23 protein-coding genes and 1 pseudogene are annotated in these 22,450 nt (G+C 59.7%); 9 read left to right on the top strand and 15 right to left on the bottom strand.

Annotation, left to right across the window (positions count from 1 at the left end):
• Positions 1-3 precede the first annotated feature (3 nt).
• From EYC95_RS05210 to cyoE, 3 genes are read left to right on the top strand one after another with little or no spacing between them, the layout of a single operon-like run.
• Entirely contained in the window at positions 4-630 is a 627-nt protein-coding gene (locus EYC95_RS05210) for a cytochrome o ubiquinol oxidase subunit III (RefSeq protein ID WP_131059416.1), read from the top strand.
• Positions 631-966, top strand: coding sequence for a cytochrome o ubiquinol oxidase subunit IV (gene cyoD / locus EYC95_RS05205; protein ID WP_131059415.1), 336 nt, complete (start codon positions 631-633; stop codon positions 964-966).
• Positions 967-977: 11 nt separating this feature from the next.
• Positions 978-1,865: a heme o synthase gene (gene cyoE, locus EYC95_RS05200; RefSeq protein ID WP_131059414.1), complete on the top strand. Its 888-nt coding sequence runs from the start codon at positions 978-980 to the stop codon at positions 1,863-1,865.
• A gap of 210 nt (positions 1,866-2,075) precedes the next feature.
• On the opposite strand, the gene EYC95_RS05195 is transcribed toward cyoE, so the two are convergent.
• Positions 2,076-3,479: a PLP-dependent aminotransferase family protein gene (locus EYC95_RS05195; protein WP_131059413.1), complete on the bottom strand. Its 1,404-nt coding sequence runs from the start codon at positions 3,477-3,479 to the stop codon at positions 2,076-2,078.
• 133 nt (positions 3,480-3,612) lie between these two features.
• On the opposite strand from EYC95_RS05195, the gene EYC95_RS05190 reads away from it, so the two are divergent.
• A complete protein-coding gene (locus tag EYC95_RS05190) occupies positions 3,613-4,095 on the top strand; it encodes a RidA family protein (protein WP_371928406.1) in 483 nt (160 codons plus the stop codon).
• A 193-nt stretch (positions 4,096-4,288) separates the two neighbouring features.
• Here EYC95_RS05190 and EYC95_RS05185 read toward each other — a convergent pair whose 3' ends face one another.
• Both EYC95_RS05185 and EYC95_RS05180 read right to left on the bottom strand, forming a co-directional pair.
• Positions 4,289-4,993, bottom strand: a complete 705-nt coding sequence (locus tag EYC95_RS05185; RefSeq protein ID WP_131059411.1) for a hypothetical protein — start codon at positions 4,991-4,993, stop codon at positions 4,289-4,291.
• A 116-nt stretch (positions 4,994-5,109) separates the two neighbouring features.
• Positions 5,110-5,853 (bottom strand): DUF72 domain-containing protein, encoded by a 744-nt coding sequence (locus tag EYC95_RS05180; RefSeq protein WP_131059410.1) that lies wholly within the window; start codon positions 5,851-5,853, stop codon positions 5,110-5,112.
• Between the two features lie 45 nt (positions 5,854-5,898).
• Between EYC95_RS05180 and EYC95_RS05175 the strand changes: the two are divergent.
• A pseudogene (locus EYC95_RS05175) lies at positions 5,899-6,129 on the top strand (peptide-methionine (S)-S-oxide reductase); the annotation flags it as partial.
• Between the two features lie 12 nt (positions 6,130-6,141).
• On the opposite strand, the gene EYC95_RS05170 reads toward EYC95_RS05175, so the two are convergent.
• The 3 genes from EYC95_RS05170 to EYC95_RS05160 all read right to left on the bottom strand — a co-directional run bounded on the left by EYC95_RS05170 (position 6,142) and on the right by EYC95_RS05160 (position 8,534).
• Positions 6,142-6,546: a GNAT family N-acetyltransferase gene (locus tag EYC95_RS05170; protein ID WP_131059409.1), complete on the bottom strand. Its 405-nt coding sequence runs from the start codon at positions 6,544-6,546 to the stop codon at positions 6,142-6,144.
• Positions 6,543-7,556 (bottom strand): sensor domain-containing diguanylate cyclase, encoded by a 1,014-nt coding sequence (locus EYC95_RS05165; RefSeq protein WP_131059408.1) that lies wholly within the window; start codon positions 7,554-7,556, stop codon positions 6,543-6,545. Before EYC95_RS05165 ends, EYC95_RS05170 begins: the two co-directional genes overlap by 4 nt.
• Before the next feature lie 72 nt (positions 7,557-7,628).
• Positions 7,629-8,534 (bottom strand): LysR family transcriptional regulator, encoded by a 906-nt coding sequence (locus tag EYC95_RS05160; protein WP_131059407.1) that lies wholly within the window; start codon positions 8,532-8,534, stop codon positions 7,629-7,631.
• 102 nt (positions 8,535-8,636) lie between these two features.
• On the opposite strand from EYC95_RS05160, the gene EYC95_RS05155 reads away from it, so the two are divergent.
• Entirely contained in the window at positions 8,637-9,812 is a 1,176-nt protein-coding gene (locus tag EYC95_RS05155; RefSeq protein ID WP_131059406.1) for an aspartate aminotransferase family protein, read from the top strand.
• A gap of 146 nt (positions 9,813-9,958) precedes the next feature.
• Here EYC95_RS05155 and EYC95_RS05150 read toward each other — a convergent pair whose 3' ends face one another.
• The 5 genes from EYC95_RS05150 to EYC95_RS05130 form a co-directional block, all read right to left on the bottom strand.
• Positions 9,959-10,393, bottom strand: coding sequence for a VOC family protein (locus tag EYC95_RS05150; RefSeq protein WP_131059405.1), 435 nt, complete (start codon positions 10,391-10,393; stop codon positions 9,959-9,961).
• A gap of 11 nt (positions 10,394-10,404) precedes the next feature.
• A complete protein-coding gene (locus EYC95_RS05145; RefSeq protein WP_131059404.1) occupies positions 10,405-10,914 on the bottom strand; it encodes an adenylate kinase in 510 nt (169 codons plus the stop codon).
• Positions 10,915-10,928: 14 nt separating this feature from the next.
• Positions 10,929-12,848 (bottom strand): alkaline phosphatase D family protein, encoded by a 1,920-nt coding sequence (locus tag EYC95_RS05140; RefSeq protein ID WP_371928405.1) that lies wholly within the window; start codon positions 12,846-12,848, stop codon positions 10,929-10,931.
• Between the two features lie 152 nt (positions 12,849-13,000).
• Positions 13,001-13,264: a hypothetical protein gene (locus EYC95_RS05135; RefSeq protein ID WP_131059403.1), complete on the bottom strand. Its 264-nt coding sequence runs from the start codon at positions 13,262-13,264 to the stop codon at positions 13,001-13,003.
• The gene (locus EYC95_RS05130; RefSeq protein WP_131059402.1) at positions 13,254-14,045 is read right to left on the bottom strand and encodes a VacJ family lipoprotein; all 792 of its coding nucleotides are present in this window, start codon (positions 14,043-14,045) and stop codon (positions 13,254-13,256) included. Before EYC95_RS05130 ends, EYC95_RS05135 begins: the two co-directional genes overlap by 11 nt.
• A 168-nt stretch (positions 14,046-14,213) precedes the next feature.
• Here EYC95_RS05130 and EYC95_RS05125 point away from each other — a divergent pair, with 168 nt between their 5' ends.
• Genes EYC95_RS05125 through EYC95_RS05115 form a run of 3 tightly spaced genes read left to right on the top strand, consistent with a single transcriptional unit; the run spans position 14,214 to position 16,658 of the window.
• Positions 14,214-14,924, top strand: a complete 711-nt coding sequence (locus tag EYC95_RS05125; protein ID WP_131059401.1) for a response regulator — start codon at positions 14,214-14,216, stop codon at positions 14,922-14,924.
• Positions 14,921-16,261, top strand: coding sequence for an ATP-binding protein (locus EYC95_RS05120; RefSeq protein WP_131059400.1), 1,341 nt, complete (start codon positions 14,921-14,923; stop codon positions 16,259-16,261). The genes EYC95_RS05125 and EYC95_RS05120 overlap by 4 nt, the downstream gene beginning before the upstream one ends.
• A 28-nt stretch (positions 16,262-16,289) precedes the next feature.
• Positions 16,290-16,658 (top strand): PH domain-containing protein, encoded by a 369-nt coding sequence (locus tag EYC95_RS05115; protein ID WP_131059399.1) that lies wholly within the window; start codon positions 16,290-16,292, stop codon positions 16,656-16,658.
• A gap of 132 nt (positions 16,659-16,790) precedes the next feature.
• Here the strand turns inward: EYC95_RS05115 and EYC95_RS05110 are convergent, their stop codons facing one another.
• From EYC95_RS05110 to EYC95_RS05095, 4 genes are read right to left on the bottom strand one after another with little or no spacing between them, the layout of a single operon-like run.
• On the bottom strand, positions 16,791-17,012 hold the full coding sequence (locus EYC95_RS05110) for a formate dehydrogenase subunit delta (protein ID WP_131059398.1): 222 nt from the start codon (positions 17,010-17,012) through the stop codon (positions 16,791-16,793).
• Entirely contained in the window at positions 17,009-19,891 is a 2,883-nt protein-coding gene (fdhF, locus tag EYC95_RS05105) for a formate dehydrogenase subunit alpha (protein ID WP_131059397.1), read from the bottom strand. Before fdhF ends, EYC95_RS05110 begins: the two co-directional genes overlap by 4 nt.
• Positions 19,888-21,450 carry an NADH-quinone oxidoreductase subunit NuoF gene (locus EYC95_RS05100; protein ID WP_178083819.1) on the bottom strand — a complete coding sequence of 521 codons (1,563 nt, stop codon included), beginning with the start codon at positions 21,448-21,450 and terminating at the stop codon, positions 19,888-19,890. Before EYC95_RS05100 ends, fdhF begins: the two co-directional genes overlap by 4 nt.
• On the bottom strand, positions 21,447-21,923 hold the full coding sequence (locus tag EYC95_RS05095; RefSeq protein WP_131059396.1) for a formate dehydrogenase subunit gamma: 477 nt from the start codon (positions 21,921-21,923) through the stop codon (positions 21,447-21,449). The genes EYC95_RS05100 and EYC95_RS05095 overlap by 4 nt, the downstream gene beginning before the upstream one ends.
• Between the last annotated feature and the right edge of the window lie 527 nt (positions 21,924-22,450).

The raw sequence follows: 22,450 nt of genomic DNA, 5'->3' as shown, positions 1-22,450 counted from the left end.
ACCATGTCGAACTTAGTGACCAATGCTGGACACACCCATGTCGATGGACATGGGCACGATGACCATCACCACGACTCGGGCGAGATGACCGTATTCGGTTTCTGGCTCTACCTGATGACCGACTGCATTCTGTTTGCGTCGATCTTCGCGGTGTACGCGGTACTGGTTAACAACGTAGCGGGTGGCCCGTCGGGCCACGACATCTTCGAGCTGCCCTACGTGCTGGGCGAAACCGCTCTGCTGTTGTTCAGTTCGATCACCTACGGCTTCGCCATGCTGGCGTTGTTCAAGGGCAAGAAGAGCCAGGTGCTGGGTTGGCTGGGCATGACCTTCCTGTTCGGCGCCGGCTTCATCGGCATGGAGATCAACGAGTTCCACGTACTGATCTCCGAGGGCTACGGCCCTAGCCGCAGCGGCTTCCTTTCCGGGTTCTTCACCCTGGTCGGCACCCACGGTCTGCACGTGACCAGCGGTCTGATCTGGATGGCGATCATGATGTATCAGGTGCAGAAAAACGGCCTGACGGCGACCAACAAGACACGTCTGAGCTGCCTGAGCCTGTTCTGGCACTTCCTGGACGTGGTGTGGATCTGCGTATTCACCGTTGTTTATCTGATGGGGACTATGTAAATGGCTAACGCTCATTCCCACGATAGCCACGACGCCGGCCACGGCAGCGTCAAGTCTTACGCTATCGGTTTCATTCTGTCGGTGATCCTGACCGTCATTCCTTTCGGCCTGGTGATGTACCCGTCGCTGCCGAAGTCGCTGACTCTGTGGATCGTACTGGCTTTCGCCGTTATCCAGGTGCTGGTGCACCTGGTGTACTTCCTCCACCTGGACCGTTCCGCCGCGCAGCGTAACAACGTGGTTGCGTTTGTTTTCGCCGCGATCGTGATTGTCCTGCTGGTTGGCCTGTCGCTGTGGATCATGTTCAGCATCCACACCAACATGATGGCGAAGTGAGGTAAGTCCGAATGTCCTTGAAGCACTTTATCCAAATCACCAAACCGGGGATCATTTTCGGTAACGTGCTTTCAGTGGCAGGCGGATTTTTCCTGGCCTCGAAAGGGCATGTCGATCTGGCCATTTTCCTGGCAGCAATGATCGGCACATCCCTGGTAGTGGCTTCCGGTTGCGTGTTCAACAACTGCATCGACCGCGACATCGACCTGAAGATGGAACGCACCAAGAATCGGGTGCTGGTCCAGGGCTTGATCTCCCTGAAACTGGCGCTGATTTTCGCGACCGTCCTTGGTGTTGCCGGCGTTGCGTTGTTGTACAAGGTGGCGAATCCGCTGGCCGCGATGTTCGCGGTGATCGGTTTCGTCATCTACGTCGGCTTCTACAGCCTGTACCTCAAGCGCAAGTCGGTTCACGGCACGCTGGTGGGCAGCCTGTCGGGCGCCATGCCGCCAGTGATCGGTTACGTCGCTGTGACCAACAGCTTCGACATGGCCGCACTGACGTTGCTGGTGATGTTCAGCCTGTGGCAGATGCCGCATTCCTACGCCATCGCGATCTTCCGCTTCAACGATTACCTGGCCGCATCGATTCCGGTGTTGCCAGTGAAGCGCGGGATTCAAGTGGCCAAGAAGCACATCCTGCTCTACATCCTGGCCTTCCTCGTGGCGACCTTGATGCTGACCTTCAGCGGCTACGCCGGCATGAGCTACCTCGCCGTCGCCGCGGCCATGGGCATGTACTGGTTGTACATGGCCTGGACCGGTTACAAGGCAGTGGATGACACGGTCTGGGCACGCAAGCTGTTCGTGTTCTCGATCTTCACCATTACCGCGTTGAGCGTGATGATGTCCCTGGACTTCAAAGTGCCGACGGAGCTGTTGCTGACGTACGCGCCTTAAGCGTCGGATGCTGTAAAGAAAAGCCCCGCCCTTCGAGAGAAGAGGCGGGGCTTTTTGTTGGCTGGCTTTCTGGTGGACCGCGTTGCCCCAATCGCGAGCAGGCTCGCTCCCACATTTTGATCGGAGTAGCCTCAGATTCTGAGTACGACGCTGAACCCCTGTGGGAGTGAGCCTGCTCGCGATGGCCGCACCGCGGTGAATCAGAAAAACTCAGCGATCGAGCAGTCGAAAGAACCGCTCGCGCACCTGCGGGCTATCACTGTGCGCGACGTTGAAGCGCAGGAAGCTGCTGGCATCGGCGGCTTTACTCAGCAAGGTGCCGGGGGCAAGGACGAGGTCGCTTTCGAGGCCTTTGATAGCCAGCGTTTCGGCATGCAGGCCATCCGGCAACCGCGTCCAGATAAACAACCCTTCACCCGGTATCGATGACACCGAGCATCCAGCCTCTACCAGCCATCTCGTCACGCGACTGCTCGATTCATACAGACGATCAACCGTGCGACGGGTGTGTTTGGCGTAGCTGCCATTGCTGAGCATGGTGCAGGTGATCTGCTCCGCCAGTTCCGAGGTGACGCCACCGCAGGCCAGCTTCAAGGTGATCATTCGTGCGGCCAGTTGCGGTGATAACGCGGTATAGCTGACCCGGCTGTTGGCGGTCAGGGTCTTGGAGAACCCGGACACGTAACTGACATGGTCCAGACCGCTCGCGGCCAGGCGCGGAGTGCGCCTTTGCTGGATGTCGCCGTACAAATCGTCTTCGAGGATGTGCACGCCATAACGGTGACTCAGCTCCAGCAGGCGATAAACCTGGGCTGCGGAGAACGAGTGCCCGGTCGGGTTGTGCAGTGTGCTGTTGGTCATGTACAGCACGGGGCGATGGGCAATCAGCAATTGTTCGAACGTTTCCAGATTCAGACCGTCGCAATCGCGGGCAATGGTGATGACCTTGGCGCCGTGCAACGCCAGGTTGGTGTGCATGTTGAAGTAGCACGGGTCGTCGAGCAGCACCGTGTCACCCGGTTTTATCAACAGACGCATCAGCAGGTCGATGGCCTGCACGGTATTGGCGGTGGTGATGATCTGCTCAACCGGCACCTCGATGCCGACGGTCGCCAGCTTGACCCGCAACGCCTCGCGCAGCGGGAGGTAACCACCGACCTCTCCGTATTCGCCCATCCGTAGCGCGGTCGCGCGAAGGGTGCCGCGCACGGCTTTGAGCAAGTCGTCGGCGGGCAGCCACGAGGCGGGCAGAAATCCGCAGCCGGGGCGCAGCGCGCCGTTGTCCTGCAGCAATTTGCGGCGGACCCGACTGAGCGTGTCTTGGGGCTGCAGGTTGGGGCCGGCCGCACTGTGGGGTTGGGTGCTTGGGCGGTGAATGTAATGCCCCGAGCCTTGGCGTGAGACCACCAGTCCTTTGGCCCGCAATCGGTCGAGCGCGTCGACCACCGTGGATTTACCCACGTTCATCAACTCGGATAGCTCGCGAATCGGTGGCAACTTGGCCCCGTGAGGCAGGCCGCCCTGGCTGATGGCCAAAGACAACTGATCGACGATCTGCTGTACCAGCGGCACTCCAGGCTGGAACTCGATGGCGGCGATGACGGCGCGCTGCATTTTACTGGTCTCCCTGGCAGTAAAGTTCGCTGGATTCTATACGAACTTGCTCTGATCAAAGCAAGCGTCTGTCTCTACCATCATCTGCGCGTATGCATGATTGATTAAGAGGGTTCAGTTAATGAGTAATCAAATGAGTCGCGACGAACGCTTCCTCGCGATGGCAAAAGAACTCGGCTTTGATATCTACGACGAGAACTCTGCCGGCGGGCATTACGCGCCGCTGATTCGGCACGATGATGAGCTGTATGTCAGCGGGCTGGTGCCGCGGATGAACGGCAAAGTCCAGTACCCCGGACGGGTGGGGCTGGAGCTTAATCTGGCCGACGCTCAAGAGGCGGCTGGCATCAGCGCGATACGCGGACTTGCATTGATCCGAGAGGCCATCGGGTCACTGGATAACGTCAAGGCACTGCTGCGCATCACGGTCTATGTGAAATCCACTTTCGATTTTGTGGACCTCAGTGACGTGGCCAACGGCGCGTCTGACGTCTTCACGCATGTGTTGGGTGAGGCAGGTAAACACACCCGAACGACCGTCGGGGTTTATCAGCTGCCGAAGAACGCCCCGATCGAAGTGGATATGATCGCGGCCCTGTATCCGTCAGCGCGGTAAGTCTTTTCGGGCAATAAAAAGCCCCGTTTCACGGGCGTAATGCTGTTCACTTAAGCGCGGGCACTCATTTGTGGCGAGGGGCGGTGCGACGTTTCGCTGAATCCCCTCGCCACAGGTTCTCGCTCGACTGATGATTGTCTTAAGTGAACAGCATTACCCTGTGGGAGCGGGCGGGGCTTTCAGGTCAATCGTGTTACTGCGCGGCGATGCTGTAGCCGTCGAACGCGGTTTGTTGCTGAAGTGCGGTGATGATGCTTTTGCGGTTAACCGCTTGTTCGGCCCCGGTGTTGTCCAGGAACGTCTCGCTTTCAAGTACCGCGTCATCGCCTTCGCCGACGAAGGTCAAGCCGAGGAACTCCAATGCTTCGCGGTCAACGTTCAGGCTCGAACGTGGGGTGCGCAGCGGCAGCGTGACGCTCACGCCATCCTTGCTGATGGTGAACACTTCGAGGTCTTTCTTGGCGCGAGCCACTTTGCTCTTGCCGGTGCTCGGGTTGCTGATGGCCTGGTGAGTCTGGTTCAGCACCTTCAATGCCAAGCCATAGACGATTTCCTGAAAGGCCGGGTCGTCCTTGAAGCTGGAAAGAATACGGCTGATCGGGAACTTGCTGCTCAGGTCTTCAAGCGCGGCAATGTCGGACGCTTCGGCGTCTTTCAGTTGTTTGAGTTCGCCCATCAGTTCATAGGCTTTATCGTCATCGAAGCTATCGTGGGCCTGGCGAATCGCGACGCGCAGCTCGCGGATCTGGTCGCTTTCCCGGGTGGATTGAAAAGCGTCCAGGACCATCTCGCTGATGGTCTTGGCCTGCGGCACATGCTGTGAAAGATTGATGGAGTTTTCGTATTCCGCTTTGGACGACAAGGTGACTACGGATTCAGCGGTATTGGAATCGGACATTGAAATTTCACTACTTCTTTTAACTTGGGTTTAGGCGAGAAAGCACGGAGCCTTTTCAGGCCGCCTAATCTATTGGACCTGACCTGAGTTGTCACGGATGAACAGGCGGTTGGTCATCATTTTTGGCGTGGAGATGTCATTCGCTGAAGTTCCAGCGCATTGGTCGTCGCCGCGCCACTGGCGGTGTTGTCGAAGATGCACCAGGTGGGAGTGTCGTCGGCGTGGGTTTGTAACTTTTGAGCCAGTTCCCCAAGCCATGGCATTTCGTAACTTGAGTAGTAGATTCGCGGTGATCCGTGTAATCGGTAGTAGCGGATGCCCTGCCAGGCACCTGGTAAATCGCCATTGGGTAGGGGCGAAGGATCGGCTGCCACTTGGCCGATTCGATGCTCAATCAGTAGCGCTTGCGCCTCAGGCGTTTGCCAGCTGACATGCCTCGGTTCAAACACCGCATAGCCTCTGTAGTGCGAACGGAATGTGTTGAAGAAGGCTTCGGCAGTTTTGACTTCGAAGGATAAAGAGGGCGGGAGCTGGATCAGCAGGCACCCAAGCTTCTGGCCCAGATGGGAGCATTGCTCAATAAAGTTATCGATCAACACTTTACAGTTCAGCAAGCGAGCTTCGTGGGTGATCTGTTTCGGGACTTTGACTGAAAACCGAAATCCTTTCGGCACACTTTCGGCCCACTGGGCATAAGTCGCCGGGCGGTGAGGCCGATAAAACGAGCTGTTGATTTCCACGCACGTTAACTGTGCCGCATACCGTTGCAGGTGAGTGCCTGCGTCGGGAAATGCCTTCCACTGTTCGCGGGGCAGGTTCCATCCGGCGCAGCCGATGTACAGGGATGTCGTGGCAGTCATCAGCGTTTTCTCGCCTCAGCATCAGGTTCAAAGCTCAATGCTGACGCCACTGGAGTTCAACTCGACGCCGCCCGTTCGTTCAACAAGCCCATTGTGACCAAGCTGGAAACCTACAACGGTTTCTACCCGGCGGAGGAGGAACATCAGGACTTCCTGACCGAGCACCCGACGTATCCGTACATCGTGATCAACGACCTGCCGAAAGTTGCGGCACTCAAGCAGCTGTACCCGGATCGGTATCAGGAGAAACCTGTGCTGGTGAAGGCGGGGATGTGAAGCGCGGTTTGTCTATCGTTTGCGTGGGCGCTCCATCGCGATGCTTGACGTTTCAAAGCCCAGGCGCGAGAAGAATTCTGAAGCGCCTTCGCGTCCCGCGCGCAGAACCCAGGTGATGTCAGTGTTCTCGCCCATGACATGCTCGACCAGTGCCCGACCAACGCCTGCTCGCCGATGCTGCCCGGCCACGACAACCATCGACAGGTAACCGTTGGACAGACCGTCGGTGATGCCTCGGGCAAACCCGACGATGTGGGCGTTCTTCACGGCAAGCGCAGTACGTTGGGAATTGGCGATCAACTGCGCAAAATGTTGAGTTGTTCCCAGGCGGTGAGCCCATCCGTTCTGCTCAAGAAAAAGCCGTACGGATTCCACTTCCGAGGCCAGTACATCGCGGACATGCAGGACGGTACTCATCCCGAAATCACATTTTTGCCCGCAATCTTCGACCGATACAGCGCCTGATCCGCCCTGGCCAGAAAACCCGTCTGTTGCTCTTCTTCAAAGCGCTGGACCACGCCAAAACTCATGGTCACCTGAAACTCTCCCACAGGCGGCAGACTCGACAGGCCATGGCGGATTTTTTCGGCGATGGATCTGGCGTTGACCAGCGAAGTATTGGGCAGGATGAGGATGAACTCGTCGCCGCCCCAACGCGCCAATAGATCGCCTTCGCGCACGCAGCGTTCCACGCTCTCGACGACCTGAATCAACGTCGCATCTCCCAAAGCATGGCCGTAGTAATCGTTGATGTTCTTGAAGTCATCGATGTCCATGGCGATCAGTGACAGCGGCTGCCGAAAGCGCTGGGAACGGTCGCACTCCTGGGGCATGGCTTTTTCCAGACGATAGCGATTGGCGATCGACGTCAGCGCATCGGTTTCCGCCAGTTTGCGGTTTTCTTCGAGTTGAATTTGCAGCTGCTGATTGACCCGCGACAATTCACGGGTACGTTCTTCGACGATGGCTTCAAGGGATTGATTGCGCCGTTCCATCTCTTCGAAGAGGCGTTTCTTGTCTTCGATACTGCGGTGCGCGCCGACCATCCGCGCCACCGATCCGTCGACATTGCGAGCCAGCACGTAGCCGCGATCTTCGATCCAGGTATAACTGCCGTCCTTCTTGCGGCAGCGATACTCGGCTTGATAGCCCGGCACTCGTTGATTCAGGTAATCATCAAACACCGTCATCACCCGCGGGTAATCGTCGGGGTGAATCACGTTTTCCCAGGTAAACACGGTGTTGTCCAGGGAGTGAACTTCGTAGCCGAGCATTTCATACCACCCGGGATTGCGGTAGACGAACCCGGTGTTGGCGTTCCAGTCCCAAATGCCGTCACTGACCAGTTCCAGAATGGTGTGCAGCATGTCCTCGTTCAAATCCGACACATTGAATTTCAACGGCTCGATATTCGATGCTTCACCCATCACCGCTCTCCCTGCACTGATATCAAAGTGACCCTTCAGTCGAGGAGATTAGTGCATGGCGTGTAGCCCCCGCTAGTGTTTGGCCCACAACTGCATGGCGAAGTCGACGAAGTGACGCAATTTCGGTAAGCGGTAGCGATCCTGGGCGTACACCAGGTGCATCGACCGGCTCGGCAGTTGATAGTTCTGCATCAACGCCACCAGTTTTTCGTCCAGCAAATCCTGCTCGACCAACGCGTCGGGCAACATCACGACGCCCATCCCGGTTCGAGCAGCCTGATGCAGCCCGGCCGAACTGTTGATCAGCATCGGGCCTCTGACGGCCACCATCACTTCGCCTTCCGGCCCGCTCAGGCGCCAATGTTTTTCCACGGATTGCCAGTCATCGCCAACCGGATAGGCAAACGACAAGCAGTCATGATGTTGCAGGTCTTCGGGTTTTTCCGGTGTGCCTCGGCGTGCCAGATAGTCCTTCGAGGCGCACATGGTCAGCGTGTAGTCGATGAGCGGACGGGCGATCAGGTTGGACGGTTCAATCGCGCCCAAGCGAAACGCCACGTCGAGGCCGTTCTCGAGAAGATCGGGTCGCCCATTGGTGAGCACCACGTCCAGTTTGACTTGCGGGTAACGCAGGGTGAACTCGCTAAGCGCTGGTGCGAGCTTTTCAGTGCCGAAGGTCAGCGGAGCAGTGATGCGCAAGATCCCGCTCGGCGTGTCCTGGCTCTGTTCAGCCAAGCGTTCGGAATCGGCCACCAATCCCAGCACCTCCAGACAGCGCTGGTAATAAGCCGAGCCGAATTCCGTCAGTCGCTGGCGCCGCGTCGTACGGTTCAACAAGCGCACACCCAGACGTTGCTCCAGCGCGCGAAGGTGGTTGCCGACCATGGTCGTGGACATTTCGCACTGCTGTGCGGCCGCAGTCATGCTGCCGGCTTCCACCACCCTTACGTAAACCGTCATTGCCTGGAACAAATCCATTATCAAGCTCAGCTTTAAGATGATTGAAGTGTTACAGCGTTTATCCAGCTCAGGTGGCTAACCATACTGCAAAAACACCGACAATTGATGGAGCTTGATGTCATGACCGCCGCCTGCCTGATGACCACTTACCAACCTCTGGCCCTGAGTTTCAGCAAAGGCCTGGGCACTCGACTTTGGGATCAGGCGGGTCGTGAGTATCTGGATGCGGTGGCGGGTGTGGCGGTGACCAACGTTGGCCACTCCCATCCTCGAATCGTGTCGGCGATCAGCGAGCAGGCCGGACTGCTGCTGCACACCTCCAATCTCTACAGCATCGACTGGCAGCAACGGTTGGCGAAGAAACTGACGAAGTTGGCGGGCATGGAGCGGGCGTTCTTCAACAACTCCGGTGCCGAAGCTAATGAAACCGCACTGAAACTCGCGCGGCTTTACGGCTGGCACAAAGGCGTCGAACGGCCGCTGGTGGTGGTCATGGAAAACGCCTTCCACGGCCGGACATTGGGCACTCTTTCCGCCAGCGACGGCCCGGCCGTGCGTTTGGGATTCAATGAGTTGCCCGGCGACTTCGTTAAAGTGCCCTTCGGCGACCTCCATGCGCTGGAAAAGGTGCAGCAGGTTCATGGCCCGCGCATCGTGGCGATTCTGATGGAACCGATTCAGGGCGAAAGCGGTGTCCAGTTGGCGCCTGCCGGTTACCTGAAAGCCGTACGCGACCTGTGCAACCGGCGCGCCTGGCTGATGATGCTCGACGAAATCCAGACCGGCATCGGTCGAACCGGCCGGTGGTTCGCTTTCCAGCATGAAGGCATCGTCCCGGACGTCATGACCCTGGCCAAAGGCCTCGGCAACGGCATTCCCATCGGCGCCTGCCTGGCCCGGGGCAAAGCCGCCGATCTGTTCACCCCCGGCAGCCACGGCAGCACCTTCGGCGGCAACCCGCTGGCGTGCCGTATCGGCTGCACAGTGCTGGACATCATCGAAGAACAGGGCCTGCTGGAAAACGCCAGACTGCAGGGCGAACGTCTGCTGGCCAGACTGCGTGCCGAACTGGCAGACGACTCGAACGTCCTGGCGATTCGTGGCCAAGGGTTGATGATCGGCATCGAACTCAAGCAGCCGATCCGCGACCTGACCCTGATCGCCGCACGGGATCACGGCTTGCTGATCAATGTGACGCGGGGCAAAACCATTCGCCTCCTGCCACCGCTGACGATTGATGAGCGGGAAGTGGAGATGATTGTCAGAGGGGTTTGTCGGGCTCTAACCACCGCCTAGGAGAGTTATCGTTCCCACGCTCTGCGTGGGAATGCCTCAATGGACGCTCTGCGTCCGCTTTTGGGACGCGGAGCGTCCGGGGCTGCACTCCCACGCAGAGCGTGGGAACGATCATGCGTCGCGCTACAGATTTTTGCGTGGTGACCTCAACGGCCTGACAAAAACGCCCGCTCCCCCAAACTTTCCACCAGCCGAAGCAGATACCCATCCGGATCCTGCACCAAAAACTCACGTTGCCCGACTTCCACCGCATCGGCGCGATACCAGACCTCGGCGCAGGGACGGAACAAGGGCCATTCAACTTCTGCCAATCGCTTGAGTATCGGTTCGACGAGATCAACAGTGATCTGAAAGTTAATGCCCCGGCCAAACGGCGCTTCCAATGCACCTGTCATCCACTGGCCTTCGTTCGGTGCGTATTGCTCCAGCATGATTTGCACGCCGTTTTTATCGAGGTAGGCGAAACCCGCTTCTGGACGCTCGTAGGCGATCTTGAAACCGACTAATGAAGTCCAGAAATACAGGCTTCTCTTGATGTCGGTGACCATCAGTTCGGGCACCAACTTGCTCCGTGCAAACATACAAATCCTTGTTAAACGCTGTGAGATGAGTCGGAAAGGGGGTTCACGAAGGCCGTGATTTCACTTCGATCCATGAGTTTGATCTTTGAACCGCTGAATCCTTCGAACAGTTGTCGGTGTGCGGAAAACCCACTGGAGTCTTCGCGAGCACGATAACTGCCAGCCCATTCCAGCAACGCTATCAGCAACCCGTCGTTGTCTGGTCTGTTTTCTCGCTGGCGAATATTGGCGACGCAGTTTTCGTCGTCAACACACAGCCAGACAAGCGCTGTTGCGCGGTGGATAACTTCGCTGACGATCCAGCCGTAAACACCCTCGATCACCCAGCACTCTTCATCGGCCAGCACTCGCGCCATGCCCAGTGCTTCGGGGCGAGGGCGGGCGATGCTGCATTCATCTGACGTCCAGTGAACCCGATCGAGATCGGTCCACGGCACGTGTAGTCGTTCGGCCAAGCGTTTAGCCAGCCAACTTTTGCCTGCGCCAGAGTTGCCGATGATCAGGGTTCGGGTGAGGTTCATGGTGGCTCACACATTCAGTCGTCATTGTCAGGCGCGATCATTCGCGTCTTCGGCGCACCGTTTGAGTTGTGCTGATAAATTTCCTGGGGTTGTCCTTTCTCATTGAAGAACACTTGGCCGATCCCCGCCGAATTCCACAGCCGCTCACCCGCTTCAGCATGTTCAGGGATGTGCGGGGTGATGCGCATCCGTCGGCGTTTGGTCAGCCAGTTCAGGGGCGAGCGCGGTGAGTAGAGCCAGCGGTTGAGGCGGTCGAACCATTCGAGCAGCGCGGGCGGGAATTCGTTTTTGATGCCGCTGCTGGTGATCTGCCAGATTCGCGGGCCGGCCTTGCGGTGTCGGATCAGGACTTCGTAGACGAAGGAATAATGCACATCACCCGACAGCACCACGTAGTTACCGGGTGTCCGCGAGTGTCGGAAAATGTTCAGGATGACCTGGGCCGCGCCGCGATGGGCCATCCAGTTTTCCGCGTCGACCAGCAGCGGATAACCGCACCAGCTGAACACTTTTTGTACGGTTTCGATCAGTTTGACGCCGAAGATCGGCGCGGGCGAAACGATGATCGCCGACGGATGATCCAGCAGTTCCTGTTGCAGTTCGCTGAGCGCTTCCCAGTCCAGCAGACCTGAAGGTTGCTTGAGGTTCATCTCGCTGCGCCAGCGTCGGGTGCGGGTATCGATGACGACCAGCGCCGGGGTGGTGGGCAGCACGTAGTGCCAGTGTTGAAAACCGAGCAGCTCATCGATCAGCTCGTCCTGGACGTCGCTGTCGAGATAATGGTCGTGCCCGGTGGCACTCAACAAACGGGTTTTTTCCAGGACGCCGCCGAACGCATCCGGGTTGTTGCCCCAGCCCTGGCACAGCATGTAGGCGAGCAGCGCGTTGCCGATGATGCGCTTGGAGAACGGATGGCCGTAGGCCGTTTCCTCCCATTGCGCGGAAAGATTCCAGTCATCGGTGATGTCATGGTCGTCGAAAATCATCAGGCACGGCAGATGCGCCATCGCCCGCCCGACACCGCCAAGACCTGCCTTGAAGTCATCGATGCGCGTTTGTTCGAGGGCATAACGTTTGCGTCTTTCGGGCGTCAGCGCGGGTGGTTGTGGCGCGATCAGCGTCCAGGGTGTCGGCGACCAGACCAGCAGGTACATGGCCATGACTTCGGCGAACGTCACCAGATGGTTGTCGGCACTGCTGCTGGTGAAAATCGGCTTACGCGCCCCGCCGAAAAATCGCTCGCGCAAGGTTTTGTTGCTCTCAAGCGCCGGTAACAAATCCGCACGATGGTAGTAACTGGCCGGGTGCTCGTACAGCTTGGCGCTGTCGCTGACCACCGCACCGTCGAGGTGTTCTTCGAACAGCCCCAGTTGCGCGATCAGGGCATGGATGGCCCGCAACATCGGGCCGGCGACATCGTCGGCGTACACCTGATCGCCGCTCATCATCAGCAGGGCCGGGCGCTCTGTCGCGGCATGCTCCGTCGCCAGAAAACGATCGACGCACAGCAAACCGTCGGCTGCCGGATAATGCGGTTTACGGCAGGAACCGTGCATCAACTGATCGATGCGCGAACGCAAAACAAAGTTAGGACAACGGGCTTCGCCGTACAGCAGATGAGGCGCCCAGTCGGCGATGCCGGTGGCGTCATCAATCAGCAGGTCATAGTCGATCTGGGTGTCGCAGGGCAGGGCGGTCGTCAGCGGCACATCGATCAGATGAACGAAGGCATGACGGCCAACCGGGATGACCGTGCATTGCCCGGCGTCGAGGCGAATGTCGCCGACACCTTGCAGGCGCAATGTCAGCGACAAGGCCCGGGTTCCCACCAGCCAGAGCACCAGGCGCGTGGGCTCCAGGCGCCGCAACAGCGGGCCGGCGAGGACCGGTGGCAGAGAGCGATGGCCGTCGGGGAATGGCGAAGACATGGGCATGCAGGTTCAAGACTCTTGGTGCACAGAGCGCGCGATGATAGCGCAGCCAGCGCCCAGGTTTATCTGATGGCCACTGGCTTGCTGCTGAATCTGTAACAAGCGATGATCGATTCGGCATCGCCCACACCCATAAAAGGATTGATGGCGCTTCATCAAGGCAGCGAAAGGCTGTCCGCTGTCATGACACTGGTTTCCCCATTGGCCACGAGCCAGCGAAACAACTCGCTCACCGACACTGTATGACTGCGCTCTATCCAGCGCACCACCGCCGGACCATAGTGTTCTGCGTAGCGGCTGAGCACCAGTTGGCGACAGTCCGGTGACAGGCGCAGGGTGATTTCCCGGCAGTGCAGATTGGCTGCGTCGTGTTGGGTCACCCGTTGTTGCAGAGTCAAACTATTGCCTTCAGAAACCATCGGCCGGTGCTCCTTCGCATAGAGGTTTGGTTGTTTGCGCTGAGCCTTGCTTGCCATCCGCCACGTAAGCAGCACGATGCTCGGCGACTACGTTGCGTAAGGTGCTGTAGTAATCCGGCAGTTTTTGCAGGCTGTCGGTCAGCGGTAACGCTTCTGCTCGACCATCGACGATGCCGCCGACCGTGTTGATGGTGGACAGCGTGTCCACGGTATCGCTGTTGCTGCCGAACGGGTCGACCACAAAACTCAGCACTCGCCCGGCGGCGTCGCGGCTGTTTGAAGTGCCGAACACTGGCAGCTCGACGATCGGACCGTTGCCGATGCCCCACACGCCAAACGTCTGGCCAAAGTCCGCGTCGTGACGCGGGATGCCGGCCATGCCGGAAACGTCGATCAAACCCACCACGCCGACCGTGGTGTTCAACGCGAAACGCCCAAAGGTGTTGACCGAACGCATCGGATTGCCTTGCAGCAGGTCATTGATAAAGACCTTCGGCTCGCCAAAGTTCGCCACAAAGTTATGCACACCCGTCTGGAAAAAGTCCGGCAAGTAACGATAGCCACGAGCGACCGGCGCCAGAGCGTAGTCGTCGACCACCCGATTGAACGCGAAGATGCCGCGGTTGAACGGTTCCACCGGGTCGTACACCGAATAGCTGATTTCGGCGCAGGTCACGGTGGCGGACGAAGGCGGTTGGCTGCTGCAACCGGCCAGCCCTGCGGCGAACATGGCGATCGAAGTGTTGCGGGCCAGCCAGGGAACACATTTGAAAGGCAACATGGACGCGAGTCTCGGGGAGGAATTCGCCGAGATGCTGAACCCCGAGCCTTGCGCAAAGATGTCTGGTTTATTGCGGCGCTGACGTTTTATTGCAGGATTGAAATATATGACGCGCTGCTGTGAATGGTTTTAGATGGCGGTTCCATTCGCCCCCTCAAGTGACCTTCGGTGAACAGCCTTTTAATTGTGGACGACGACCTTGAAGTCCTCGATCTGCTAAAAAAATTCTTCGTGCAGCACGGCTACAGCGTCGAAGTCGCCACCGACGGCGCGTCGCTGTGGGCGGCCATCGAGCGACAGCCGCCGGACCTGATCATTCTTGATGTGATGCTGCCGGGGGACAGTGGATTGATCCTGTGTCAGCAATTGCGGATTCGCTACGCCATGCCGGTGATCATGCTGACCGCCATGGGTGAACTCAGTGATCGGGTCGTCGGGCTCGAGCTGGGCGCCGATGATTACCTGACCAAACCCTTCGACGCCCGTGAGCTGCTGGCCCGAGTGCGCGCCGTGTTGCGCCGCGTGGACGAGCGCCGCCCGGTCGTGCAGGAGCGCCCGCGGCCGTTGATCGACTTCGCCGACTGGCACCTCGACGTCACACGTCGTGAACTGCGTTCGCCGGACAATGTGATGATCCCGCTCTCGGCCGGCGAGTTCGACTTGCTGCTGGTTTTCGTCGAACACCCCCAGCGCATTCTCACCCGCGAGCGGTTGCTGGACCTGGCGCGCGGGCATTGCCATGACGCGTTCGATCGCAGCATCGATGTGCAAGTCAGCCGCCTGCGGCGCAAACTCGAATCCGACAGTAAACGTCCGGCGATGATTCGCACCGTGCGTAATGGCGGCTACCTGTTCACCCCCAGCGTGACCCGACGATGAGCTGGCTGAAACGGATTCGCCGGGACACGGTGGCGCGCTGGATCGCTTTGACGATCATTCTGGCGATGCTCATTTCGCTGGCGCTCAACGGGCTGTTTATCCAACTGGCCGGCGTGTGGGCGCGCCCGCCACTGACCGAAACCGGGTTGCTGGAAAAAATGGCCGCCATCACCCGTATCATCCAGGCCGCCCCGGCACCACTGCGCAGCCAGCTGGCGCAATCCGTCAGCGATGACGGCTTCACCGTCAGTTGGCACCTTGATCGGCGCGAGCTCAATCTGCCGACGGTGGAGGATCTGGATTCGGAAGTCGGCTCGACCGTCCTGCAACCGTTGCTTAAATTCGCCGGTCGTATCCAGGTCTATGAGCCGGCCGACTGGACGGAAAACTCGGCGGACGGGCATTACGCGCTGCTGATCGAGTTGCCGGACGCCTCCTGGCTGTTGTTCGCCGCACACTCGCGCAATTGGGGCCTCGACGATACGCCACGCTACCTGATCGTCATCTTGTTGGTACTCATCTCTACCACCCTCGTCACACTGATCGCCACCCGCCGCCTCGCCACACCTTTGCAACACTTCGCCGACGGCGCCCGGCGTTTCGGTGTGGACTTCCGCGCGCCGCCCATCGAACCCCTCGGCCCCCAAGAAATTCGTCAGGCGATCCTCGCGTTCAACGCCATGCAGGCCCAACTGCAACACTTCATCCGCGACCGTACCCAAATGCTCGCCGCCATCTCCCACGACCTGCGCGCGCCCCTGACGCGGATGCGCTTGCGCGGGGAATTCATTGAAGACAGCGAGCAACAGCAGCGGCTGTTTCGTGATGTGGATGAAATGCAGGCGATGATCAATTCGGCGCTGGAGTTCTTCCGGGATGATGCCCGGCTTGAGCCGGCGACCCAGTTTGATCTGGCGGAATTGCTGCAAACGTTGCTGGATGATTATCGGGATCAGGGTGTCGACATCGCGTTCAGCGGGCCGCTGCGACTGGTGTATTTCGGGCGACCGTTGGGGCTTAAGCGGGTGATGACCAATCTGCTCGATAACGCGATCAAGTACGCAAGTGAGCCGGCTATTGAACTGATACCTGCTGCCGGGGACGTGCGGATCAAAGTACTGGATCGTGGGCCGGGGATTCCCGAGTCGAGTCATGAACAGGTATTCACGCCGTTCTTTCGCCTGGAAGGATCGCGTAACAAAAGTACCGGGGGAGTCGGGTTAGGATTATCGGCGGCGCGGGCTATTGTGTTGGAGCATGGCGGGGAATTGAAACTGCGCAATCGGTCGAAGGGCGGGTTGGAGGCGTTGGTGGTGTTGCCCGTGCATCCGGCTTAGATGTTCATTTGAAAACAGGGAATGGCAGATGATTGATTTCAACAACAAAGGCTTCTTCAAACTCAAGCAGAACGACGAATACGCCGAACGCGTTACTTCGCTGCTATTGGATGGGGAGCAGGTGATCGACTCCTACAAATCCATGCGCGATGGCGTGGTGTTTACCAACAAACGGATCATCGCGGTCAACGTCCAGGGCCTCACCGGCAGCAAGAAAGACTTCACCTCGTTGCCGTATAAAAACATCGTGGCGTATTCGGTGGAAACGTCCGGGACGTTTGACCTGGATTCCGAGTTGGAAATTTATTTTTCGTCGTTGGGGAAGGTGAAGTTCGAGTTCACCGGCAGGACTTCGATGGTAGAGATCTCGAAGCTGATCTCCCAACATCTGCTCTGAACACACACACCCAGTGGGAGCGGGCTTGCTCGCGAAAGCGGAGTGTCAGTCACTGTAATGTCGCCTGACACTCCGCATTCGCGAGCAAGCCCGCTCCCACAGGTTTTCGGTCAATCTTGAGGTTGTGTGAACCTAAGCCTCCCACCCCGCCCCACTGACCGCCGCCTGCGCCAGTGGATGCAAGTCCGCCCCCTGATGCTCCGTCTGCCAGGCCAGCAACTCCTTGCGCATACCGGGCGTCCAGTACATCTGCAGATGATTACGCACACCAAGCACGGCCTGTTGCTGGTCCGGTTCGGTGGCGAAATACAGGGCGATCTGGTTGACCATCTTGATCAGGTTCTCCGTACTCATCGGCGTACCTCCGCTTTAGCGCCACGGGCCTGACGGCGATCCTTGAGCAGACGGTCCTGCTCGTCGCTGAAGGCCTGGTAGCGTTTTTGCCACTCGGAAGGGTGGTAGACGCGACTGACTTCCACGGCGGTGACCTTGTACTCCGGACAGTTGGTGGCCCAGTCGGAGTTGTCGGTAGTGATGACGTTGGCCCCCGATTCCGGGAAGTGGAACGTGGTGTACACCACGCCCGGGGCGACCCGTTCGGTGACCCGCGCACGCAGTACGGTTTGTCCGGCGCGGCTGCCGATACCGACCCAGTCACCTTCGTTGATGCCACGGCTCTCGGCGTCGGTCGGGTGGATTTCCAGGCGGTCTTCGTCGTGCCAGGCGACGTTTTCGGTACGCCGGGTCTGGGCGCCGACGTTGTACTGGCTGAGGATGCGCCCGGTGGTCAGCAGCAGCGGATAACGATTGTTGACCTTTTCCTCGGTGGGCACGTAGCCGGTGAGCATGAAGCGCCCCTTGCCGCGCACGAATTCGTCGATGTGCATGGTCGGCGTGCCGTCCGGCGCGGCGGCGTTGCACGGCCATTGCAGGCTGCCGTGGCTGTCCAGTGCGGCGTAGCTGACGTTGGTGAAGGTCGGCGTCAAGCTGGCAATTTCATCCATGATTTGCGATGGATGCGTGTAGTGCATCGGGTAGCCCAGGGCGTTGGCCAGGGCCACGGTGCCTTCCCAGTCGGCCTTGCCGCCCAGAGGCTCCATCACCTTGCGCACCCGGGAGATGCGCCGCTCGGCGTTGGTGAAGGTGCCGTCTTTTTCCAGGAACGAACTGCCCGGCAGGAACACGTGGGCGAACCTGGCGGTTTCGTTGAGGAAAATGTCCTGCACCACCACGCATTCCATGGCCGACAGCGCTGCGGTGACGTGCTGGGTATTCGGATCGCTCTGGGCGATGTCTTCGCCCTGGCAATACAAGCCCTTGAAGCTGCCGGCCAACGCAGACTCGAACATATTGGGAATGCGCAGGCCCGGGTCGGGTTGCAAGGTGACGTTCCACGCTTGTTCGAACTGCGCCCGTACCACCTCGTTGGAGATGTGCCGGTAACCGGGCAGCTCGTGAGGGAAGGAACCCATGTCGCAGGAGCCCTGAACGTTGTTCTGCCCCCGCAGCGGGTTCACACCGACGCCTTCGCGACCGATGTTACCGGTGGCCATGGCGAGGTTGGCGATGCCCATCACCGCAGTGCTGCCCTGGCTGTGTTCGGTGATTCCCAGACCGTAGTAGATCGCCGCATTGCCAGCGCCCGCGTACAGACGGGCGGCGGCACGGATGTCGGCAGCGTCTACGCCGCAAATGTCGCCAAGCACTTCCGGTGAGTTTTCCGCGCGGCTGACGAACTCGCTCCAGCGGGCGAAATCGCTGCCCTCGCATCGGGCATCGATAAAGGCCTGGTCGAGCAGGCCTTCGGTGACGATGACGTGGGCCAGGGCGTTGAGCATGGCGACGTTGGTGCCCGGGCGCAGGGCCAGGTGCAGTTCGGCGCGGGCATGCACCGAATCCACCAGATCAATGCGCCGTGGGTCGATGACGATCAGCCGCGCGCCTTCACGCAATCGGCGTTTGAGCTGGGAGGCGAACACCGGGTGGGCGTCGCTGGGGTTGGCGCCCATCACCAGAATCACGTCGGCCTGCATCACCGAGTCGAAACTCTGGGTGCCGGCGGACTCGCCCAAGGTTTGTTTCAAGCCATAGCCGGTCGGCGAGTGGCAGACCCGCGCACAGGTGTCGACGTTGTTGTTGCCGAAGGCGGCGCGCACCAGCTTCTGCACCAGATAGGTTTCTTCGTTGGTGCAGCGGCTGGAGGTGATGCCGCCAATGGAATCGCGGCCATATTTTTGCTGTAACCGTCGGAACTCGCTGGCGGCGTAGGTCACCGCCTCATCCCAGCTGACTTCCTGCCACGGGTCGTTGATGTGCTGGCGGATCATCGGTTTGGTGATGCGATCCGGGTGGGTGGCGTACCCCCAGGCAAAGCGCCCCTTGACGCAAGAGTGGCCGTGGTTGGCTTGGCCGTTTTTGTCGGGAACCATGCGTACCAGCTTGTCGCCTTTCATCTCGGCGCGGAACGAGCAGCCCACGCCGCAATAGGCACAGGTAGTGATCACGCTGCGTTCGGGCTGCCCCAGTTCCACCACGCTTTTTTCCATCAGGGTCGCGGTGGGACAGGCTTGCACACAGGCGCCGCAGGACACGCATTCCGAGTCGAGGAAGTTCTCGCCACCGGCGGCCGCCACCCGGGATTCGAAACCGCGCCCGGTAATGGTCAGGGCAAACGTGCCCTGGGTTTCTTCGCAGGCGCGCACGCAGCGGTTGCAGACGATGCACTTGCTCGGGTCGAAGTCGAAGTAGGGGTTGGACGTGTCCTTCACGTCGGCCAGATGGTTGTCGCCTTCATAGCCGTAACGCACTTCCCGCAAGCCGACCTGGCCGGCCACGGTTTGCAGCTCGCAGTTGCCGTTGGCCGAGCAGGTCAGGCAGTCCAGCGGGTGATCGGAGATGTACAACTCCATGACGTTGCGCCGCAGGGTCGCGAGCTTCGGCGTCTGGGTGTGCACGCTCATGCCTTCAGTGACCGGCGTGGTGCAGGACGCCGGGTAGCCGCGCATGCCGTCGATCTCCACCAGGCACATGCGGCAGGAACCGAAGGCTTCCAGGCTGTCGGTGGCGCACAGTTTGGGAATGGTGGTGCCCAGCAGCGCAGCGGCGCGCATCACCGAGGTCCCTTCGGGCACGCTGATGTTGCGGCCATCGATGTTCAGGGTGACTTGCACCTGGCTGTCGCGGGCCGGGGTGCCCAGATCGATATCGGTTTTCGGGTCGAAGAGAGTAATCATTGCTCGGCCTCCGAGGCTTGCAGACCGAAGTCGGCGGGGAAGTGCTTGAGGGCGCTGGCGACTGGAAAGGAGACCATGCCGCCCAACGCGCAGAGCGAACCGTATTGCAGGGTGTCGCACAGGTCTTTGAGGATGATCACCTGCGCATCGCGACCGCTCTGGTCCGGCGCGGCCAGCAAGCGGTCGATCACCTCCACGCCCCGTGTCGAGCCGATGCGGCAAGGCGTGCATTTTCCACAGGATTCCTCGGCGCAGAACTGCATCGCAAAACGCGCCATGTGGGCCATGTCCAGACTGTCGTCCGCCACTACTACACCACCGTGACCGAGCATCGCGCCGATGGCGGCGAAGGCTTCGTAATCCAGCGGCGTGTCGAATTGCGCGGGTGGCACCCAAGCGCCGAGCGGCCCGCCAACTTGCGCGGCCTTCAGCGGCCGACCACTGGCGGTTCCGCCGCCGTAGTCTTCCACCAGCTCCCGCAAGGTCAGGCCAAATGCCCGTTCCACCAGACCGCCGTGACGAATGTTGCCCGCCAGCTGGAAAGGCATGGTGCCCAGGGAACGGCCCATGCCGTAGTCGCGATAAAACTGCGCACCCTTGGCCAGAATCAGCGGCACCGAGGCCAAAGTCAGTACGTTGTGCACCAGCGTGGGTAGACCAAACAGCCCCTTCAACGCAGGGATCGGCGGCTTGGCGCGGACGATCCCGCGTTTGCCTTCGAGCGAGTCCAACAGCGCGGTTTCTTCACCGCAGATGTACGCGCCGGCACCGACGCGCACTTCCATATCGAAAGCCTGGCCGCTGCCGCCAACATTGGCGCCGAGGTAGCCGGCTGTCCGGGCGATGTCCAGCGCTTGGCGCAGGGTGGCCACGGCGTCTGGGTATTCCGAGCGTACATAGATGTAACCGTAGGTGGCGCCGACAGTGATGCCGGCAATGGCCATGCCTTCGATCAGCAGGAAGGGATCGCCTTCCATCAACATGCGGTCGGCGAAGGTGCCGGAATCGCCTTCGTCGGCGTTGCACACAATGTATTTCTGCGCCGCTTGGGTAGCGCGCACCGTGCGCCATTTGATCCCCGCGGGGAAGGCTGCGCCGCCACGTCCTCGCAGGCCTGAATCGAACACTTCCGTTGCGGTTTGCTCACCGCCAACGGTCACGGCCCTCGTTAAACCCTCGAAACCGCCATGGGCCCGGTAGTCATCCAGCGACAGCGGCCGGGTAATGCCGGCGCGGGCAAAAAGCAGGCGTTGTTGAGTTTTCAGATAAGGCAACTCTTCCACCAGGCCCAAGGCCAGTGGATGCGCGGACGGCTCGCCTTGCAGCGCTTCGAGCACGGACGGCACATCGGCGGCGGTCAGCGGCCCAAAGCCGATCCGGCCTTGCGGGCTGTCCACTTCCAGCAGCGGTTCCAGCCAATACAGGCCGCGAGAACTGGTGCGCTGCAACTCCAGTGGCAAATTGCGTTCCCGGGCCTGAGTAATAAGGGCCACCGCCACCTCATCGGCACCCACCGCACGGGCCAGCGAATCACTGGGCAGATAGAGCGACGGCATCATGCGTCCTCCCGGCAAGCGTCGAGCAACGCATCCAGACGCTCGGCGCTAAGCCGCGCATGCACCCGACCATCCAGCTCCAGAGCGGGCGAGCAGGCACAGGCACCGAGGCAATACACCGGCCGTAAACTGATGCTGCCATCAGCGCTGCTGCCGTGATCGTCCAGTTGCAGACGTTCGCGCAACTGCGCCGCAAGCTGCTCGGCACCGCGGCTCTTGCACGACTCAGCCCGGCACAGACGCAGGATATGCCGGGCCGGTGGCGCGGTACGGAAGTCATGGTAAAAGCTGATCACCCCGCGAATCTCCGCCTGACTCTGATTGAGGGCGTGGGCAATCTCGGGGACGGCCACATCGGGGATGTAACCGATGCGTTCCTGAATATCATGAAGAATGGGCAACAGTGCACCCGCAGAGCCCTTGTGGCGCTCCAGCAGGGTGTTGACCACAGGCAGGTGCAAACTCTCATCAGGCATTCAGCAATCCTCACGGTCACGGACAAACCAGATGGTCGTCGGTCGTCCGAAAGTGTCGGCTGCGGCACTCACACCACGTCACGGAATCGTGGCAATTTCAGGCCGTTGGCCAGGGCACCCTGAGCGGGCATCTTGTTGTGCCCGACGCGGTCTTCGCCGCGCCTCTACTGGGCATAAAGGGCAGCTTGCCACGGCGCTTTTGATTGAACTGCACCAAAGCGACGTGTTCGGTTCTGCCTACGACTATCCATTAAGTCTAGATGAGCGTGGCGCGGGGCGTTCACTCACTGGCCTAATGCCCTGAGGGCCTGTCGATGGGTGATGTATATCAGGCGCTGCAGGTGAGAAACAGCATCAGATCCGTGGGCAATTCAGGGAGCAGATGCGTTGGTCTATCCCGCTGTAAACCAAAAGCCATTCACCCTGGGCTGAATAATAAAAAGCCCCAAAAACCTCGAGGCAAATCCCGAACCCCAATCAGCACACAAAACCCCTGTAGGAGTGAGCCTGCTCGGGATAGCGCCAGC

This window comes from Pseudomonas sp. BGI-2 (assembly GCF_004310295.1).
Classification (GTDB): domain Bacteria; phylum Pseudomonadota; class Gammaproteobacteria; order Pseudomonadales; family Pseudomonadaceae; genus Aquipseudomonas.
Note: the sequence above shows the minus strand (reverse complement) of the source record. Positions and strands in the feature narration are given on the sequence as shown.